Source organism: Caulobacter segnis (assembly GCF_003243465.1).
GTDB lineage: Bacteria > Pseudomonadota > Alphaproteobacteria > Caulobacterales > Caulobacteraceae > Caulobacter > Caulobacter segnis_A.
Map to the genome: position 1 here is coordinate 14,191 of NZ_QFQZ01000052.1, position 18,744 is coordinate 32,934.

14 protein-coding genes are annotated in these 18,744 nt (G+C 65.9%); 10 read left to right on the forward strand and 4 right to left on the reverse strand.

Translation table 11 applies throughout. From position 1 onward, the window contains the following. Positions 1-161 precede the first annotated feature (161 nt). Both DI526_RS15535 and DI526_RS15540 read right to left on the reverse strand, forming a co-directional pair. The gene (locus DI526_RS15535; protein WP_304279790.1) at positions 162-1,385 is read right to left on the reverse strand and encodes a DUF3800 domain-containing protein; all 1,224 of its coding nucleotides are present in this window, start codon (positions 1,383-1,385) and stop codon (positions 162-164) included. Further along, positions 1,363-2,748, reverse strand: coding sequence for an RES domain-containing protein (locus DI526_RS15540; RefSeq protein WP_304279793.1), 1,386 nt, complete (start codon positions 2,746-2,748; stop codon positions 1,363-1,365). The genes DI526_RS15535 and DI526_RS15540 overlap by 23 nt, the downstream gene beginning before the upstream one ends. Positions 2,749-3,124: 376 nt before the next feature. On the opposite strand from DI526_RS15540, the gene DI526_RS15545 reads away from it, so the two are divergent. Next, positions 3,125-3,655, forward strand: coding sequence for an antirestriction protein ArdA (locus tag DI526_RS15545; RefSeq protein WP_304279795.1), 531 nt, complete (start codon positions 3,125-3,127; stop codon positions 3,653-3,655). A 136-nt stretch (positions 3,656-3,791) separates the two neighbouring features. On the opposite strand, the gene DI526_RS15550 is transcribed toward DI526_RS15545, so the two are convergent. Continuing rightward, positions 3,792-4,904 (reverse strand): hypothetical protein, encoded by a 1,113-nt coding sequence (locus DI526_RS15550; RefSeq protein WP_304279798.1) that lies wholly within the window; start codon positions 4,902-4,904, stop codon positions 3,792-3,794. Between the two features lie 295 nt (positions 4,905-5,199). Here DI526_RS15550 and qatA point away from each other — a divergent pair, with 295 nt between their 5' ends. The 8 genes from qatA (at position 5,200) to DI526_RS15590 (ending at position 16,391) form a co-directional block, all read left to right on the forward strand. Next, positions 5,200-7,140 carry a Qat anti-phage system ATPase QatA gene (gene qatA, locus DI526_RS15555; protein WP_304279801.1) on the forward strand — a complete coding sequence of 647 codons (1,941 nt, stop codon included), beginning with the start codon at positions 5,200-5,202 and terminating at the stop codon, positions 7,138-7,140. Continuing rightward, positions 7,140-8,027 carry a Qat anti-phage system associated protein QatB gene (gene qatB, locus DI526_RS15560; RefSeq protein WP_304279803.1) on the forward strand — a complete coding sequence of 296 codons (888 nt, stop codon included), beginning with the start codon at positions 7,140-7,142 and terminating at the stop codon, positions 8,025-8,027. Before qatA ends, qatB begins: the two co-directional genes overlap by 1 nt. Continuing rightward, a complete protein-coding gene (gene qatC, locus DI526_RS15565; protein WP_304279805.1) occupies positions 8,024-9,370 on the forward strand; it encodes a Qat anti-phage system QueC-like protein QatC in 1,347 nt (448 codons plus the stop codon). The genes qatB and qatC overlap by 4 nt, the downstream gene beginning before the upstream one ends. Positions 9,371-9,378: 8 nt before the next feature. Then, on the forward strand, positions 9,379-10,131 hold the full coding sequence (gene qatD / locus DI526_RS15570; protein WP_304279808.1) for a Qat anti-phage system TatD family nuclease QatD: 753 nt from the start codon (positions 9,379-9,381) through the stop codon (positions 10,129-10,131). Between the two features lie 826 nt (positions 10,132-10,957). Further along, positions 10,958-12,916 (forward strand): sialate O-acetylesterase, encoded by a 1,959-nt coding sequence (locus DI526_RS15575; RefSeq protein ID WP_304279810.1) that lies wholly within the window; start codon positions 10,958-10,960, stop codon positions 12,914-12,916. Between the two features lie 88 nt (positions 12,917-13,004). Next, positions 13,005-13,877 (forward strand): DUF4861 family protein, encoded by an 873-nt coding sequence (locus DI526_RS15580; RefSeq protein ID WP_304279813.1) that lies wholly within the window; start codon positions 13,005-13,007, stop codon positions 13,875-13,877. A gap of 94 nt (positions 13,878-13,971) precedes the next feature. Next, entirely contained in the window at positions 13,972-15,123 is a 1,152-nt protein-coding gene (locus DI526_RS15585; RefSeq protein WP_304279816.1) for a glycoside hydrolase family 105 protein, read from the forward strand. Further along, complete coding sequence (locus DI526_RS15590; RefSeq protein WP_304279819.1) at positions 15,120-16,391, forward strand: alginate lyase family protein; 1,272 nt, start codon at positions 15,120-15,122, stop codon at positions 16,389-16,391. The genes DI526_RS15585 and DI526_RS15590 overlap by 4 nt, the downstream gene beginning before the upstream one ends. A 54-nt stretch (positions 16,392-16,445) precedes the next feature. Here the strand turns inward: DI526_RS15590 and DI526_RS15595 are convergent, their stop codons facing one another. Continuing rightward, a complete protein-coding gene (locus DI526_RS15595; RefSeq protein ID WP_304279822.1) occupies positions 16,446-17,510 on the reverse strand; it encodes an alginate lyase family protein in 1,065 nt (354 codons plus the stop codon). Positions 17,511-17,693: 183 nt separating this feature from the next. Here DI526_RS15595 and DI526_RS15600 point away from each other — a divergent pair. Continuing rightward, positions 17,694-18,744 (forward strand): TonB-dependent receptor plug domain-containing protein (locus tag DI526_RS15600; protein ID WP_304279824.1); only part of this gene is annotated, 1,051 nt, incomplete at its 3' end.

Sequence of the window (18,744 nt, forward strand, 5' to 3'; positions counted from 1 at the left end):
TGTCGGATCCGGCATACGGCACCCGCGCGTTCCAGAAGGACGCCATCTTGGAAGACCGTGCGTGTCAGGCGCAATTCGGCCAGCAGGGCTCCGAACGCTCTGGTGTCCAGGTAACGGAGTTGGTTCGACATCGAAACTCCAAGGTGGCCAGGGCCGGAAGGCTAACGGGGGCGTCGGGGGAAGGCGCCGGACTGGATCCACGGGTCCATTCGTGGAACCAGGCCAAGGCGCCGGGTGGAGGGCTCGGCCAGCACGAAGTTTATCGCTGACCCATGCGGCGGCGGGCCAAGCTCATCGAGCGCGAAGAAGGCCGTGCGCATCTCGGGGGGCGTCGGGCTGGAGCGGAACAACTTGTTGCGGACATAGTGCATCAGGAAGCCGGCGAGAACGTCGGCGGCTTGGACGCCCGGCTGTTCGTGGGAGCGCGCGAAGACGAGTTGGGCCGGCTCGTCCAGCACCCAGTCCGCATTGACCAGGCCGCGCATCGGCGATTGATCGCTCAGGCGCTCGGCGAGCGCCTTATTGGTCTCCAGCACGTGGGCGTAGTAGCGCTGTTCGTCGTGGACCAAGACCACCTCGGCCAGAGCGCGGCTGTGGGCCAGGTTTATGCGGGCGTAGAGGTTCGTGAACGAGGACAGGTTGGGGAGGATCCACAACTTTTGACCCGTCAGCGAAGGGTCCGGTATCGGCAGCCATCGCGATTGAGTTTCCGGATCGTCGGGTCCGTCATCTTGGAATTCGTCGCGACCAAGGCTCGTCGCGTGGCGAAGGGCGAGCGCCACCTCGCCGGTGTGGCGCGAATCCAGCCATGCCAGGATGGCGTCGAACACCGCCGTGATCGCCGGTCCCGATGGCGCCAGACAGGCGTCGACGAATGCCCGGAACACCACGGTCGGGGCGCCGGACAGGTACTCAGCGAACCGATACCGGACATAGTGTTCCTGCGGGTCATCGACATTGCGGCCAGGGATCGGCGGCAGGACCAGGGTGGAGACGATATGGGCTCCGATGAAGTAACGTTTGTCGACGACTTCACAGAGGACCCGCGCATCAAGATCGGCCAGCCCGCTCATCAGGTCCGCGATGAAGCGTGGCTTTTTCCGAACTGAATCGAATTTCAGCTCGCCAGCCTGAACGCGGTGTTGAGCCTTGAGCCGGACCAGCAGGTCCTCCAGCAGGGCAGGGGCCTGCACGCCGACCGCGGCCAGGGTGAACACCTCTTGGCCATCGAAGGTGAAGCTGGCGCCCGGGCGCGTGAGGTCGCCGCTATTGCCGCTCTCATCCACGAAGTAAGTCCAGGGGCCAGCGCTCGGCGTGTCCCCGATCTGCGTGACGGCATCTTCCACGTTCGGGCCTCCTTGCCTAGAACGGCCAATCCTCGTCACTGTCGCCGTCGGCGGTCTCGTCCGCGGGCCAGAACCGCGCCGGTGTCGGATCCGTAGGCAGGTACTCGGCCGCCTCGATCTCGATGCTCTCCAGGCTCTCGGGGATAAGGCGAAGACCTGCGGGAGAAGGCGCGGCGCGGTCGCCGCCCGACGCCATGCCCTGACCGAGCTCTTGAACCAGGGCCAGCCCCTGGGTGCGCCAAACACCCTTGGGCTTACGACGCTCCGTTGCCGAGCTTTCAGACGCGATCGGCTCGATCCGGCCCGCATCGCCCATCAGCACGATATTGACCCCGCCCTGCGGACGCTGCGCCGACCGGTAGATGATCCCGTCGATCGGGCGCCTGCCGCGGCCGATCCGGACCTGATGGATCTTGTTCAGGTACTCGGCGACGATCTGGGTAGGCACGTAGTCGAACGGCTCGTCGCTCGGCGATATCGGCTTGGCGATCTCGAACATGAACCGCTGCATGAACCGCCATTGCGCCAGGCGACGGACGTGATCGGCGGCGAAAAGGTTCAGCTCCTTGGGCGGCGCGGAAAACAGCGTCGTGTCGAGCACGACCAGGTCGCGGGCTGGACGGAAGCTTCCATAGGCGACCTTGGCGCCGACGCTCGGGCGCAGTTCGGCCACGCAGGTCTTCAGATCGAGCGCGCCGTAGAAGGCCGGGATACCGGCTGGGTTCATTCGATTGGACTTCCCCAGACGCCTCGGCGGAGGCCCCAACTGTCCGTGCGGGTCCTTGGCGATCGCCGTCAGGTCCGCGTCGGTCACTAGCCGGGCCCGATGGATTTTCAGGTCGTCCGTGGTGGAGATGACCCTGACCGGCGGCCGGCGATCGAGGGCTCGCTGCAAGTGGATGTGCTTGAAAATCTCGCTCAGAAGGTCGGCGACCTCGCTGTTCAGGAAGCGCTGCTCGTAGGTGACGATCTGGCAGAAGCGTTCCCACAGAACGCCATGGCCACCGTCGCCATCGATCCGTTCGTACCGGAAGTCGTCGTCGTAGAACGGATCCTCACCGCGTTGGGGGAGGTAGAAGTCGTCCTCGATCAGTTGAGCCACCAAGGCCTGGTTGACCTCGTCATCGTCGGCTTCGGCGAGTTCCTGGACCGTATCGGCGAGGTCCGCGCCTCGCGCCTGATAGTCGCCCGGCTCCTCGGGATCATATTCAACGTAGTCGGCGCCGGCGTAGGTGTAGTTGGCCCGGAAAACGACATCCACCAGCTCGGCCACGGCCTCGATCGGGACGCCCTTTCGTCGCGGATGGAAGGTGCATTGCCCTTCGTCATATCGAGGGCGGGTCTCCGCGATCCGCCGGCTCAGGCCCTTGTTCCCAAAGCAGTCGGGGCACAGCAACGTCATTTTTTCATGCCCTCTAACCGAGTCACTGCCTCGCTTGAGCCTAACCCATGAGTTGTGCGCCTGGCCAAATCCCGTTGCAGAGCCGGCGCGCGGGAAAAGATCGGCGGCCGGGACGTGGAGTGGCCGCCCGGGCGTAAGCCAACACCAAGGAGGTCCCAAAGAGGGGATATCCGTCACCTGAGCGATATCGCCGGATGATCGCCGCAACGCCTAGGCTTGGGGCGCCGCCCCCAGCGCGCTTCGGATCGGCTTCCGCCCACCTTCGGACCTTCGGTCCTGCAGCCGGGTCCCCGCGAAGCCGCCCCTCCGCTTGCACCCCCGCTCTCGCCGAGGGGCAAGGGTTCGATGTCGAACCCCTGCCTTGAGGATGAGGACCATGGGACAAGCTGCTGAAATCCTTGAGCCCCGCATCTATGTCGCCTGCCTTGCCGCCTATAATTCCGGCCGCCTGCATGGCGCCTGGATCGACGTCGGCGACGATCTTGAAGCCGTGCTCAACGCGGTGGCGCAGATGTTGGCGGCCTCCCCCGAGCCGATGGCTGAAGAGTATGCGATCCACGATTTCGAGGACTTCGGCGGGGTGGAGCTTTCCGAATACACGCCGATGGCCAAGGTGGTGGAGACCGCCGCCTTCCTGCGCGCCCATGGGCGGCTGGGCGCCCTGGCGGCGGCCAATTTCGGGGGCGATCTGGAGCAGGCCGGGGAGGCTTTGGAGGAGGGCTATCTTGGCGTCTTCGAGAGCTTGGCGGACTACTGCCAGTCGCGCACCGAGGAGACCATAGAGGTCCCCGAGGCTCTGCGGCTCTACATCGATTACGAGGCCATGGCCCGGGACCTTGAGCTGAACGGCGAGGTCTTCACCGTCGAGACCGGCCGCGCGGAGGTGCATGTCTTCCTGTCGCGTTGAATAGGCGCCCAGGGCAAGACGGGCGGCGGGGCCTTGGCCCCTCGCGCCGCCGCTTTGGGCGGCGGCGCGAGGAAGCCTCCGATGAGACAGCGGACGAGGCACGGGGCATTGCCCTCTGCCGTGATGCGGTAACCGGCTAGGCGGCCCGACGAGACAGCGTGTCGATCATTTCCTCAATCGTGGCCACGAACCGGGGCGGCGAGCCGACCGCTTCCTTGAGGCGGTCGGCCCAATCGGGCGTACCCTGGGTCCAGGCCATCAAGCGACGCGCATCGTTGTTCGTGGCGGGGGCGAGCACGTTGGCGTGGACTTTCGCCGGGACCTGCTCGCGCAGGAAGCCGATATTCTTCGGGAACAGGGCGGCGAATAGACCGACGACCCGGGCAAAGGTGTCCAGCCGTCCCTCACGCGCCAGTTCGGTCAGTAGGGTCAAGGTCGCGCCGGAGCCGGTCACATAGGCCCTCGACCCTTGTTGCGCGATGGCGTCGGCGACCCGCCAGGCGTCGTCGACGCCGATCACCGCCAAGGTTTCGCGCAAGCGCCCGGTGAACTCCTTCAGATGCGCGGGGTCCGAGGCCCAGTGCTCGGCAAGATGCATCCGGTCGCCTATGACCTCCTCGCGCAGCTCGTCGATATCGACCGGCCGGATGCGCACGGCCTTGCCATCCCAGGCCAGGACGCCGTCGGCGACGAGGCGATCGAATTCCTGCTGGAACCGAGGGTGGCCGATGCGCGTGGCGAACGTGGCCTCGAACTTCCCCTCATAGACCAAGTCCAGGGTGATCGGATCCACGAGCGGGAAGCGTGGCACGCCGGGGTGCATAAAGAGCAGCAGGTCGGTGACGAGATTGTCTCTCATCTGCTGCCCCTCGCCCGAGCCGGGGCGCAGGAGCGGGCGGCGCCGCTGCAGACGCATCGATGGACTGAGGAACGCATAGGCGTCGCGGTACCAGAACCGGGGGCCGCCAGCGTCAAAGGTGTCGAAGGTGGGTTCCTTGTCGAGCCACGCACGCACAGGCGCATGGCAGGGCCAGGGCAGGGCGGCCAACAGGCGCCGCCGGTAGTCGGCGTCGGCATGGACGCGCACCGGCCCGCCGATCGACTGCTGGAGGTCTCTCCAGTCTCGAAAGCCGCCCGCCTGGGCTACGGCCGCTTGGCAAAGATTTAGAGGGAACAGGAACCCGCTGTCATCGAAGACGCGCTTGAGGTCCTTGGCGCGCTTCTTGGCGCGGTCGAGGGTGGAATACATATCGCGAATCCTTCATCGGCCGTGGCGGTACGCGCTGCTCGTGCCTGCCGGCCATGATGAGGTCCGTGGGAGGCAAGGTCTTAGAGGGTTCGTTGAGCGCGGGCTCTTCGCCAGGGCAGCGGCCACGCCGACGAGGACGGCGTTGGCTCAATGATGGGGGTGGCCTGGCGACAGTGCAAGGGAACGGCGTCAAAAACCTGCAACGACGTTCGGCGAGCTATGGTCAAGGTCGCAGACGATGGTGGATCGGCAACCTATACTGTGCGGCTAAGTCTGAGTCGCACCGAGGTTGAGCGTGGTCCTCACCGACAATGAAACCAGGATCGACCTCCTCAACAATGAGGGGATCGCCAAGACTGTCATCGCGCTCCTGCGTGAGCGACCCGACAAGCCCGTGACGATCGGCATTCACGGCGATTGGGGGGCGGGCAAGTCCAGCGTCCTGGAGATGATCGAGGCGGGGCTCTCCGACAGCGACGACGTGCTCTGCATCAAGTTCAACGGCTGGCGCTTTCAAGGGTTCGAGGACGCCAAGATCGCGCTGATCGAGGGCATCGTCACGGGGCTGGTGGAAGCGCGGCCGGCTCTGACCAAGACCGCCGACGCGGTCAAGGATGTCTTCAAGCGGATCGACTGGCTCAAGATCGCCCGTCACGGCGGCGGCCTGGCGCTGACGGCGCTGACGGGCATCCCCACCCCGGACCAGATCGGCGCCATTGTTGGGACCCTGAAGGCCATGGTGGCCGATCCGACGAAGCTGGCGACCCAGGAGAACCTCGACAAGGCAATCGAAGGGGTTTCCGGGCTCATCAAACCCGGAGAATCCAAGAGCGTCCCCGAGGAGATCGACGCGTTCCGCAAGGAGTTCTCCAAGCTGCTCGACAAGGCCGGCGTCAAGCAGCTGGTCGTGCTCGTCGATGACCTGGATCGCTGCCTTCCGGAAACGGCCATCGAGACGCTCGAAGCCATCCGCCTGTTCGTCTTTACCGAGCGGACGGCGTTCATCGTCGCCGCCGACGAGGCGATGATCGAATACTCGGTGCGCAAGCACTTCCCGGACCTGCCCGACAGCACCGGTCCGCGAGACTATGCGCGCAACTACCTGGAGAAACTCATCCAGGTCCCGGTGCGGGTGCCGGCCCTGGGCGAGAGCGAGACGCGCATCTACGTCACGCTCCTGCTCGTCGGCGCCGAACTCGGGGAGGACAATGCATCCTTCAAGCGGCTCGTGGCCGCCGCGCGAAAGGTCCTAAAGCAGCCCTGGCGAGCGGCCGGCCTCGACAGCGCGACCGTGCGGGAGGCCCTGAGGGACGATGCGGACAAGGCCCAGAACGGGCTCATCCTCAGCGATCAGCTCGGTCCGATCCTCGCCAGTGGGACGCAGGGCAACCCCCGCCAGATCAAGCGATTCCTCAACGCCATGCTCCTGCGCCACCAGATGGCCGTGGAGCGCGGCTTCGGCGAGGATGTCTCTCTGCCCATCCTGGCCAAGCTGATGCTGGCCGAACGTTTCATCGTCCGGCTGTTCGATCAGATCGCCAGCGCGGCGGCGCGCGATCCAGAAGGACGCTGCCGCGACCTTGCGGACTTGGAGGCCTGGCGCGATCAGGAGGCCGAGGGGACGAAGCCGAAAGGGAAGGGGGCCGCCAAAGCCGACGCACGCGAGGAAGCACCACCCGACAACGCGGTGCTCACCGAGTGGAAGTCCTCCGACGCCGTGAAAGCCTGGGCCGGCCTGAAGCCGGACCTAGGCCAAGTCGATATGCGGCCCTATCTGTTCGTCACCAAGGACCGGAAGGACTACTTCGGCGCCACCTCCGTCCTGGGCCGTCTCGTCGGCGTCGTCGACAAGCTGATGGGCGCCAAGCTCGCCGTGCAGGGAATGGAGAGCGCTCTCAAGGAATTGGCCGTTCCAGAAGCGGGCCAAGTCTTCGAGGAACTGCGGGGACGCATCATGAGCGGCGGGGAGTTCAAGGTCGCGCCGTCCGGCGTCGACGGGCTGGGCGTCCTGGTCAAGGCCCATCCCGAACTGCAGTCCAACCTCGTGGACTTTCTCGATGGCTTACCAGGTGACGCTTGCGGACCGTGGGTGGTGAAGGGCTGGGAAGGCGTCCTCAAGGAGCCGGCCCAACTGGCGCGGTTCGACAGGCTGGTCGACCGCTGGGCTGGGTCGAAATCCCCGACCTTGAAGACGACGGCGGCGGCGGTGGTCCGCACACGGACGGGGGCGCGCTGATGGGAACTTCCACGCCCTTCTCCGGGACCGGTGGCGGTACGCCGCTCGTGCCCGATTGGCTCAATGACGGCGCCGCCGGTGCAGGTGGCGATGGTGGGCCTCCGGCGACCCCGCCAGACGGCGGGCCGCCGGCGACGCCTCAGGACGGCGCCCCGCCTCCGGCGCCGGCCGCCCATCCGGCGCCTAGGATCGGCGATCCGGACAGGTTCCGGGCGGCGCGCGTCAATTTTACGAAGTTCGCGTCGTCTGGCGGGTCCGACCGCCGCAGCCTCGGACGATCGATCTCCGACTATGTTTCGCGATCTTCAGGCGGCTCGGCCCGAGCGGCCCAGCGCATGGGATCCTCGCGGGCGTCCGCGGCCGGGTTGGTCTCCTTCATGCGCGAGGCCGCCGCCAACGGCGTGCAGGCCGCGCTTCGGACCCTCAATCTACAGAGTCTGGCGGGCCGACCGATCGAAGAGGTCTTCACCGGCCTGGCCGATCTGATCTGCCCGGAAGGCGGGTCGATCGATGAGGGGATCGCACGTGACGCCTTCATCGAGACGATCGCCGACATGGCCGAAGCCGGAATCACCGACATCGACGCCCTGACGCCCGCGCAGATCCAGACCGTGTTCGAGCTCTATGTGTCCCACGCCATCGAGGCGCGCCTCTGCAACGATGTGGGGGCCAAGGTCATCAGCATGCCGGCCGATCCCAAGGCGGCCGCAAGCGTCGAGGCGCAACTGCAGGACTTCATCCAGCGCGGGGTCAGCGACGCGGTCAGCGCCGCCAATGTCGATATCGCGTCGCTGACCGAGCCGGCCGTGCGCGGTTTCGTCGATGAGGTCTATCGGTCGGCCTTCGAGATTCTCCAGACCCTCGGTGAGCAGGAGGCCGAGCAATGACCCGCCACGTCCTGGTCGGTCGCTTCGGCGCCGACGACAAGATCGAGATCCCCGCCGCGAGCGACGAGCGCTTGTCGGTGCTGCAGTTGGCCGTCTCCAAGGGGCTGGGCCACGGCATCGGCCGGGCGATCGCCGACCTCGGCGATCTCGGCCTGACGCCTTCCGAACTGGGCGTGGACCTCCTCGTGGTCGCCGCCCACGTGCACGCGGCCGACACGCGGCTGTCGCGCCAGACGGAGTCCCAGGATTCCTGGACGCGGGAGATCCGCCTGGTCGTGCCGGTCAGTGACCCCGTCCGTTGGCGTGGGGCCGGTGCGATCCTGGATCGCGCCCTGAATTTCCTTACGGGCGATCGGTGGACCGTCCAGTTCAGGGGGCGGCCCAAGGATTTCCCGGGCCTACCCGCGCGTCCCCCGAGCCTCCTCCCGCCCGCCTATGATGGGGTCAGCCTCTTCTCCGGCGGACTCGATAGCCTGATCGGGGCGATCGATACGCTCAAGGCCGGTGGTAAGCCGCTCCTGGTCAGCCACGCCGGCGAGGGCCTGGTCAGCAAGTCGCAGGAGGACTGCTACTCCGGCCTGAAGGCGGCGTTCCCGAAGTCGACATTCGCGCGGCTTCGGGTGTGGATGGCCTTCAAGAGCGGGATCGCCGACGGCGTCGCCTCCGAGGAGACCACGCGGGGCCGCTCGTTCTTGTTCTTCTCGCTCGGCGTCGCGGCCGGTACGGCGCTGCCTGGCGGTTTCCAGCTGAAGGTCCCCGAAAACGGCCTGATCGCGCTCAACGTCCCGCTCGACCGGCTCCGCCTGGGCGCCTTGAGTACGCGCACCACCCATCCGTTCTATATGGCCCGGTGGAACGAGTTGCTCGGCGCCTTGGGGATCAACGGGTCGGTCGCCAATCCGTACTGGGATAAGACTAAGGGCGAGATGGCGTCGGCCTGCCTGGACGGATCGCTGTTGAAGACCCTGGCGCCCGCGTCGCTGTCGTGCTCGTCGCCGTCGAAGGGGAGGTGGAAGAAGCTCCCCCAAGGCCACTGCGGGTTCTGTCTGCCCTGCCTTATCCGCCGGGCCTCGCTCCTTGGGCAGGACACCACGGTCTACAGCGTCCCCGACCTCAAGGCCCAGGTGCTCAGCACCCGCAAGGCCGAAGGCCAGCAGGTCCGGTCCTTCCAGGTGGCTATTGCCAGGCTGGCCGAGCGCCCGGACCTTGCCAAGATCCTGATCCACAAGCCCGGGCCGCTGTCGGACGCTCCGGCCAACCAGGCCGCCCTGGCTGGCGTCTATCGTCGCGGATTGGAAGAGGTGGGACGATTGTTGGCTGGCGTGCAGACCGCGCCGGATTAGAAAGGGCGATGGTCTCCGGGCTCGTCGACTTCCATTGCCATCTGGATCTCTATCCAGATTTCCCCGCGCTCGTCCGCCGCTGCGACGAGGCGGGCGTGTTCACCCTGACCGTCACCACGACCCCGAAGGCTTGGTCGCGCAACCACGCTCTTGCCGGCGAGACCCGCCATGTGCGCGCGGCCCTGGGTCTGCATCCGCAGCTCGTCGCCGACCGCGCGCACGAGGTGGGGCTGTGGGAAGAACTTCTGCCGCAGACACGCTACGTGGGTGAGGTCGGCCTGGACGCGGGGCCGCGTTACTACCCCTCGTTCGACACGCAGAAGCAGGTCTTCGAGCACGTGTTGAAGCGGTGTGCGGCCTCCGGCGACAAGGTGCTGACCATCCACAGCGTCCGGTCGGCAAAGACCGTTCTCGACATGATCGAGCGCCATATGCCGCCTTCGCGAGGCAGTGCGGTGCTTCACTGGTTCACGGGGAGTGTGGCCGAGGCGCGACGGGCGGTCGACCTCGGCTGCTACTTCTCGGTCAATGCGGCGATGCTGGAGGGGGAAAAGCAGCGCGCCCTCGTGGCGACCCTACCAATCGAACGGTTGCTGACCGAGACGGACGGCCCATTCACGAAGATCGATCGGCGGCCGACTTCGCCGTTGGATGTCGGCGCCGCGGTCTGGGGCCTTGCCGGCCTCCGAGCCGTGTCGGAGGCCACGATGGCGCAGCAGGTCCGGTCCAACCTCAAGACACTGCTCGAGCGGAACACCTAGGTGTGGTCCACCATGCCGATGGCCATTTCGATCGGGCGGCGTGGTCGGTGATACCGGGGCGTTAGGGGGCGACCTTTCTACCGCCGGGTATGCGAACGGCGCTCGAAGGAGTAGTATCACCTAAGCTTTTAGGCATGCGAGGACCGCGTTTCTTGCCCTTGTCACTGCGAGGGATCCTCTGGAGTACAATGGCGTACTTGTAGATATCAGTTTCGTCCGACAGGGGGCGCCAAGATTCCGGAAGTTCCTGGACGTTTCTGGAGTTTCCCGCGCACGCCCGGAGCGGAAATTAGTTCGTCGCAGGGGCTAGAGGTTGGTCCTTCCAGCATGAGGAGCCGCGCGACGGGCGTTCAACTTCAAGCTGGTCAAAGCGCTGGTCGCCGCCGCAGCGCGACTTTCTGTTCCTGAATCATCGCTTCCGTTCGGAAGGTCCGCTGTTGGGCTGCTCGCTTGAGATGCCTTCGTTGCCATGGCGGAGCGTGTACGCGAAAAGCGGACCGTAGCGGCGCCAAGGGGCGCGGAGAACGGCGAGCCGCCTCTCACAGCCGCTGCTAGACTGTCGATAGGCTTCCTCTAGACCTGATGGTCCTCCCTTCGCCTCATAGAAAACCTCCCACCCGGGCGACTTTGAGCGCGCCCCCGAGAGCAGTAACGGAGGCTAAGACACCGGCGTCAGCCAAAGTATCGTTGTTACGTCGGAGTAAGACGAAGCTAAACCATAAGAAAAGGAAGCTGGAAGAGCTTTGACACCGGTGTCTTTCTGGACATAGTGCTTTCAACAAAAGGCGCACAAGCAGGGGGCGAACCCCCTCGGGAGGAAGCCCGGATGGACCGACGATCGTCGATGGGCGGCGTAGCCATGCTGCTGGCTTGCGCAGGCGTCGCTGCGGCGGAGCCCCTTAAGCTCCCCGCTCTGTTCACCGATCACATGGTGCTTCAGCGAAACCGCCCGATCGCGATCAGCGGTCTTGGGCCCCCAGGGGCGACGATCTCGGTGCGATATGGCGGTCATGCTGTTGATGCGTCGGCGCAGCCGGATGGGAGATGGGTGGCGACGCTGCCGGCGATCGCATCGTTTCAGGGAGACCTGGAGGTCGTCGATTCCACCGGAGGATCGCTGCGCCGCACGGATGTCGTCACCGGAGACGTCTTTCTGTGTTCAGGCCAGTCGAACATGGACCTTGCCGTTAGCGATACTTCCTATCCGCGCCGCACCGCTGAAGAAGGCGAGGGTGAACCGGTCCGTATTCTCAAGATACGGCGGACGAGCCTGGCGACACCCGCGCGTGATCTCACGGCCGACATCGGCTGGGCCCCGGCAGGTCCCGATAGCCTACCTGGCTTTTCGGCGGCCTGCTGGCATATGGCCCGTAACCTGGTGGCGGCAGGTGTCGACGCGCCGATCGGTCTTATCCAGGCCTCGTGGGGAGGGGCTTCGATCGAGGACTGGATACCGCCAGCTGCTCTCGAGAACCTTGCGGACTATGGGGACAAAACGCGTCTTCTGGCGGCGTATGGGCAAGACCCCGCAGCCGCTACCGCGCAGGTCGCCGCCGCCACGGATGCCTGGGCGTCTACCATTGATCGGAGCGCATCGGCGTCGTCCCGTCCTGATCACGACGACAGCAATTGGCCAACCATAACCCTTCCCGGCGCCTGGGAGCGGTCTGGTGTCGCCTCGCTGAGGAGCTACGACGGCATCGTCTGGTTTCGACGCACTTTAACGCTGACGTCGGATCAAGCTGGCCGATCCGCTATTCTTAAGCTGGGCCAGATAGATGAACGCGATCAGGTGTGGGTGAATGGCCGGGTTGTGGGGGCAACCGTTTTGGCTGGCGAACCCCGGGCCTACGTCCTGCCGCCAGGAGCCCTCGTCTCCGGCCGCAACGTTATCGCCGTCCGGGTAGTCGATGAGCGTGGATCCGGCGGCTTTCTCGGTCGGCGAGGCGACCTTGCCCTGGCGCTTGCGGACGCGCCGTCAGTGGATCTGTCGGGCGAGTGGCGGTTTCGCACCGCCGGGAGCCGCCTGGATTGGAAAACAACGCCACCGTTTGTCGCTTGGTCAGCGCCGAGGGGCGTAAGCACGATGTGGAACGGGATGATCGCGCCTCTCCAGGGTTTCCCTCTGAAGGGCGTCGCCTGGTATCAGGGCGAGTCGAATGTGTCAGAAGCCGATGCCTATCGCGGTTTGATCCGTGTCTGGGCTCAGTCCTGGCGAGCCTTTTTTGGCGATCTCAAACTCCCGATCGTCATCGCTCAACTGCCGAGCTACGGACCGAAAGCGGCTCGTCCGTCCGACGGCGAATGGCCGAGATTGCGCGAAGCGCAGCGCCTAGCAGCGGTGGACGATCCTCAAATGGGCCTCGCTGTGCTCATCGACCTGGGCGTATCGTACGACATCCATCCCGCGCACAAGGAAAAGGTCGGCGAGCGGCTTGCCAATGAAATGCTGCGGCTTGCCTATGCTCGGAAGGTCTTGAGCGCCCCATCACCAGTGGTTGCGGAGCATACGCCCGAGGGCGTTCGCGTCCGTTTCACCGATACCGGCGGAGGGCTGGTCGCCTACGGTTCGTCTGGCGCGACCGCCTTCGAGCTTTGCGACGGGCAGAATGTTTGCGAATTCGCGCCGGCCAAGGTCGAAGGCGACAGTGTCATTCTCCCGAGAGCGCCGACTTCCTTCATGGTCCGCTACGCCTGGCAGGGATCTCCGCCGGTCAATTTGTATGGCGGTTCAGGACTGCCCGTAGCGCCGTTCTCGCTCTCAATACATCCGGCCGCCAGATGATCCTGCAAGGAGTATCCAGCTTGGCTGAAGAGGAGCCCCGATGTTCAAATCCCTTTCCGTGATCGGCCTCTTGCTCATGGCGACTGGTATGGCGCATGCGCAAACCCAGGACCAAGCTTCGTCCGCCGTCATGGCCAAGCCGACGGGAGTCCAACAGACGCCGCGCGCGACGGTGACGCTCGCGCCCTACCGCTTCAACGACATTCTCTGGGAGAACGACCGGACGGCGCACCGGATCTACAGCCGTGAGCTGGAGAAAAATGAGCCGCCATCAAGTTCGGGCATCGACGCCTGGGGAAAGAGCGTACGTTGGCCGTTCATGGACCGCCAACTGCGGACCGGCGATCAGCACGCCAATCACGGCGAGGGGGTGGATTTCTACGACGTTGGGACGGGGCGCGGCGCTGGCGGCTTGGGGATCTGGGCCGACAACAAACTGTGGACCTCGCGCAACTGGTCCGACTGGAAGGTGATCCAGAACGGCCCAGATGTCGCCGCCTTCAGCGTCGACTACGCGCCCTGGCCAGTGGGCGTCGATCGCAAGGTTTGGGAGACTCGGACCTTCAGCCTGCCGCTCGGCACGAACTTCACCCGCATGGTCTCGACAATCAGTTCGGACAAGACGGGTCCGTTGATCGTCGGCATCGGCATCTCCAAACGCAAGCGCGCGAGCGGCACGGGCGTGTTCCGCAGGGACTTGGCTCCGGGCCGCGTAACGTTCTGGGAGCCCGCGGACCCGAAGAAGGGCTCGATGGCCATCGCCTTGATGGTCGATCCCAAGAGTGTGGTCGAGGTGCGTCAAGACTTCGACAACTACCTGGTCCTGATCAAGGTCGAGCCCGGCAAGCCGTTCGTCTACTACATGGGCGCGGCCTGGGATGAGGGCCTGGACTTCCACAGCTCCGCCGAATGGGACGCCTACGTAGCGGAGCAGAAGCCTGACTTCGATCCCCGCCACTAACCAGCTTCACTGTGGCCTGGCCAACACTGCGACAAGTGGCTTGACCAAAGGTGGTGGGCGCGTAGTCATTGCTTCAAAAAAACGGGAGGTCTCGATGAACCGACGCGGTGGCGCAGCCTTGGCGCTTGCTTTGATGGCCACGGCGGCCAGCCTGACGGCCGCGCGGGCCGAACCGCCCGCCGCCGAGCGGGTATCCTCGCCCCTCGCCGCGGCCAGTCGGGTCGCCGACTGGCAGCTCGCCCACATGGACAGCTTCGACTACGTGACCACGTTCCGGCGGGACACCGAGGGCCCCCGCGACTGGGTTCAGGCGACGTTTTTCATCGGCCTGACCGAGCTGGCCGACGCGACCAAGGATCGGCGGTATGTCGTAGCCCTTCAGGACCATGGCGCAAAGGAAGGATGGGGCTTCGACGGCAGGCCCCGGCATGCCGACGCCGACGCCATCGGCCAAGTCTGGCTGTGGACGGCCGCGCGGTCAGGCGACCGCAAGCAACTGGCGCCGATCATCGCCCGCTTCGATGCGGTGTTGGCGGCGCCGTCGACCGTCTCGCTGGATTTCGGGCCCAAGCCGCCTGGAGGCGGCGATCCCTATTGCCAGGCGCGCTGGTGCTGGAGCGATGCGCTCTTCATGGCGCCCGCGGCCTGGGTCGGGCTGTCGAAGGCTACCGGCGATAGTCGCTATCTGGCGCACGCCGACTCCGAGTTCTGGGCGACGACGCAGGCGCTCTATGATCCCGCCGAGCATCTCTATTTCCGCGACAGCCGGTTCATCGCGCGCCGGGACGCGGCGGGCCGCAAGATCTTCTGGGGGCGCGGCAATGGCTGGGTCTTCGGGGGCCTCGTGCGCATCCTGTCGGCGCTGCCGGCCGACCATCCCAGCCGCCCGCGCTACGAGGCGCTGTTCAAGGAGATGGCCGCCAAGCTGGTGACCCTTCAAGGGACGCAAGGCTATTGGCCGGTCTCTCTGCTCGAGCCGCAGGACACCCCCGAGACCAGCGGCACCGGCTTCTTCGTCTACGGCCTGGCCTGGGGGATCAACAGCGGCCTGCTGCCGGCCAAGACCTACCGGCCCGCGGTCGACAAGGGCTGGGCCGCGCTGGAGCGCGCCGTCGGTCCGGACGGTAAGCTGGGGTGGGTCCAACAGATCGGGGTCGCGCCCGACAAGGTCGTCGCGACGGACACTCAGCTCTATGGCGCGGGCGCCTTTCTGATGGCGGCGTCGCAAGTGTCAAAGCTGAAATGACCCGGCTGGCGAGCGGCATGGCCCTTGCGGCCGCCCTCGGGGCGGCCGTGTTCGGCGGATCAGCGCCGGCGGCCGAAGTGAAGCCCAGGTGCTCGGGCGCCGAAGGCTACGCCGCCGACTTCGCCCAGCGCCGCACCTTCCGATGGCGTCCCGAGTGGCTGGCGGCAAGCAAGGCGAGACGGACCGATCCCGCGCTCGCGCCGGCCTTCCAGGCCCTGATGAAGCGCGCCGACGCCGCCCTGACCGGACCCGTCTACACCGTGACGGACAAGCTCAGGACGCCGCCCAGCGGGGACAAGCACGACTATATGAGCATGGGCCCCTATTGGTGGCCCGATCCGGACAAGCCCAACGGCGAGCCGTATGTGCGGCGCGACGGTGAGGTCAATCCGGAGCGCAACACGGACGCGTTCGACGTCACCGACCTAGATGCGATGAGCAGCAGCGTCGAGGCGCTTTCCCTGGCCTATTACTTCCAGGACGATCCCCGCTACGCCGAGAAGGCGGCGCGTCTGCTGCGTGTCTGGTTCCTCGAGCCGAAGACCCGAATGAACCCGAACGCCAGCTTCGCGCAGGGCGTGCCCGGGCGTACGCCGGGCAGGGCGGAAGGCGTGCTCGACACCTACCGCCTTCTGCGCGTCGTCGAAGCCGTGGGATTGCTGGCGCCGTCGGGCGCGCTTTCAGCCCCCGACCAGGCGGGGCTCGAGCGGTGGTTCGCCGACTACGCGCGCTGGATGCGGACCAGCCCGACAGGTCGCGAGGAGAGGGCCGCGACCAACAATCACGGCGTCTGGTTCGACTATCAGCTAGCCACCTTCGCCCTCTTCTCGAGAGATGAGGCGCTGGCGCGCGACGTCATCGCCGAGGCCGCGGAAGCGCGGATCGCGCGTCAGGTCGCGCCGGACGGCAGCTTGCCCGAGGAGCTCCAGCGCACCCGCGCGCTACACTACAGCTACTTCGCCCTGGAGCCGATGGTCGGGCTCGCCGACCTGGGGCGCTGCGTCGGCGTCGATCTGTGGGGCTATCAGACGAAAGACGGTCGGAGCCTGCGCAAGGCCCTGACCTTTCTCGCGCCCTATGTCGGCCGGGAGGCGAGCTTTCCCTATCGCGAGATCGACCCCGCTGGCGCGGCGGGGGAGGCGGCGACGCCCTTCGGGCTCGCGGCGTGGGTCTACGGCGACGCGGCGCTCGCGCGGCTGGCCGCCATTTCAGCGGCCGCGCGCCCGGCCTCGGTCGACAGGCTGCTGATCGCGCCTTACGCGCCCTGACGACCTTGGCTGATGTTCTCCGGGGCGGTCGCAGGACCGCCCCAGGATACACGATCAGCGGCTGGCGACGAAGAGCGCCAACCAAGGCGCCAGAGGCTTCCTGGTCTCCGTCGCCACGGTCTTGAACACCGGCGCGTAGCGAGGGCTCAGTTGGGCGGCGAGGGCGAAGGTCTGGACGCCATTCGCGCGGTCCCATGGATGAGGCTGGTATTCCGCTTGCCCGGCCGCGGCGCGCTGGGCGTCGAAGACGATCTTCGAGCGCACGAACTCTTGATGGGTCTTCTCCCCGAGGGCGTAGGGAGTAAGCCAGTCCAACGCGCCGGGCAGGCTGGATCCCGCCGCGCTTTTGCGCTCGAACCAGTCCTGGCCATGGGCCTTCGCCGACAAGGCCGCCATCATCAGCGGGTCCAGGTCGTAGGTGACGTAGTGCAGCGCGTCGCGTTCGTGGAAGTCGAAAACGGTCCCGTCCGCATTGATGTTGGCGGCGATCTGGCGGTCGTAAGCGTCTCGGGCCCGTGCGATCAACTTTTTGTCGCCGCTCTGGAAGGCCGCCATCACCGCCAGCTTGACCCGATGGCTCTGCCAATTGGTCTCCGGCTTGTCGCGCGGTTTATCCATGGCGTCGAGATAGCCTTCGGCCATGGCGCGGGTGAAGCGCCTGATCTTGTCGCGGGCCGCTGCAGTCATCTCCGAACATACGAGGTCACAGGCCATGATCACCTGATCGAAATGGGTCTCGTCGATGGGGTTGAGCGAGATCTTGTAGACGTCCGTCCAGGCGGTCATGAAGCGCTCGGCGGACTGCAGATAGGGACGCTGGCCCGTCATGCGGTAGGCCAGCGCCAGGTTCAGCATGATCGGCAGATCCTCCCGCGCCTTGGTGCTCTCCTCGCGAATTCCCGTGCCAGGCAAGGTCCCCTCGGTGTGGACCACCGGCAGCGGACCGGGCTCGCGCTCTAGGCCCGCGTCGGCCCGGCGGATGACTTCCGCCGCTGCCGGGCGTTCTCGCAAGTCAGGAAGGGCGGCGACGAAACGTCCGTCCAACAGGCCAAAGTCCTGCGCATGGGCGACGCCGGCTGTCACCGCGACGATTACGCCGACAAAAAGATATCTGACCATCCTGTGATTTCTCCCAGAAAACGCGCCTTTTCTTGGCTTTGAGCCGTTGTGCGCGGTGTTGTTATGGTCTGACCAAATGCCTAGGTCAGACGATACTGGCATTACCAATTATTGACACCGGTGGACAGTCGTCGGATATCTTTCTGCAAGGGCGGCCGCCAGAGCGCGCCCGGGGAGGAAATTATGACTCAAGATCTCAAGACGGCGCGTCGCGCCGCGCTGCTGGCGTCGTGCGCCTTCCTGGCGATCGGCGCCTCCGCTGAGGCCCGCCAGGCCCAACCGCCGGGGCAGACACCATCCGACACTCAAACCGTCGAGGCCGTGGTCGTCACAGGCTTTCGTCAGGCCTACGCCAACGCCATCTCGACCAAGCGCGAGACGCTCGAAATCTCCGACGGGATCTCGTCGGACGGCCTCGGCCGCTTCCCGGACCTGAACGTCGGGGAGGCGATCCAGCGTATCCCTGGCGTCCAGATCAATCGGGAAGCCGATAGCCGCAACGCCACAATCAGCCTTCGCGGCCTGCCCGGCACCTTCGCCCGCACCACGCTGAACGGCGGCGCTTTCGCCGACCCGATCCTGAACGGCTCGACCCCGCTGGGCGCCTTCAACTCGGACATCTTCACGGCGATCAACGTCATCAAGTCGCCTTCGGCCTCGAACCTCGCCGGTGGCCTCTCGGGCAATATAGACCTGCGGATCAACCCGGCCCTGGCGCGCAAGGACGGCGGCTTCGCGAAGGTGTCGTACGAATACAACGACCTGGGCGGGCTCGGCAGTCCGCTGGCGTCGATGGGCTACAACAAGCACCTGACCGACGACTTCGCCGTGTTCGGCGTCGTCGCCTGGAAGGACGAGAAGTTCCGCCGCGACTCGATCACGGTGAACTCGTGGAACAATCGCCTGGGCTCGATCCAGCTAGGCAATCAGGCCGCTCCCGGCCAGAACCCCGTCTATGACGCCCTGATCGCCAAGTATCCCGGCGGGGTCTACTACCCGAGCCAGACGCGTCAGCTGGTCAAGTTCAACCGCGGGACCACCTTGTCAGCCGCCACCGGCTTCGAATGGCGGATCAATGAGGCGTGGAAGTTCGGCGCCAACGGCTTCATCACCAAGCGCAAGCTGGATGAGGCGACCAACAACCTGCTCTACATCGACGCGGGCGGCGGCAACGGAACCAATGCCGCCCTGACGGCGACATCGGCCGTCGCCGTCATCTCCGACATCGGCGCGC

Coding starts and splice junctions, on each gene's coding strand:
- DI526_RS15575 (WP_304279810.1), top strand. CDS start 10,958: ATGGACCGACGATCGTCGATGGGCGGCGTAGCCATGCTGCTGGCTTGC.
- DI526_RS15580 (WP_304279813.1), top strand. CDS start 13,005: ATGGCGCATGCGCAAACCCAGGACCAAGCTTCGTCCGCCGTCATGGCC.
- DI526_RS15540 (WP_304279793.1), bottom strand. CDS start 2,748: ATGACGTTGCTGTGCCCCGACTGCTTTGGGAACAAGGGCCTGAGCCGG.
- DI526_RS15585 (WP_304279816.1), top strand. CDS start 13,972: ATGAACCGACGCGGTGGCGCAGCCTTGGCGCTTGCTTTGATGGCCACG.
- DI526_RS15550 (WP_304279798.1), bottom strand. CDS start 4,904: ATGTATTCCACCCTCGACCGCGCCAAGAAGCGCGCCAAGGACCTCAAG.
- qatB (WP_304279803.1), top strand. CDS start 7,140: ATGGGAACTTCCACGCCCTTCTCCGGGACCGGTGGCGGTACGCCGCTC.
- qatD (WP_304279808.1), top strand. CDS start 9,379: ATGGTCTCCGGGCTCGTCGACTTCCATTGCCATCTGGATCTCTATCCA.
- DI526_RS15590 (WP_304279819.1), top strand. CDS start 15,120: ATGACCCGGCTGGCGAGCGGCATGGCCCTTGCGGCCGCCCTCGGGGCG.
- DI526_RS15545 (WP_304279795.1), top strand. CDS start 3,125: ATGGGACAAGCTGCTGAAATCCTTGAGCCCCGCATCTATGTCGCCTGC.
- DI526_RS15595 (WP_304279822.1), bottom strand. CDS start 17,510: ATGGTCAGATATCTTTTTGTCGGCGTAATCGTCGCGGTGACAGCCGGC.
- qatC (WP_304279805.1), top strand. CDS start 8,024: ATGACCCGCCACGTCCTGGTCGGTCGCTTCGGCGCCGACGACAAGATC.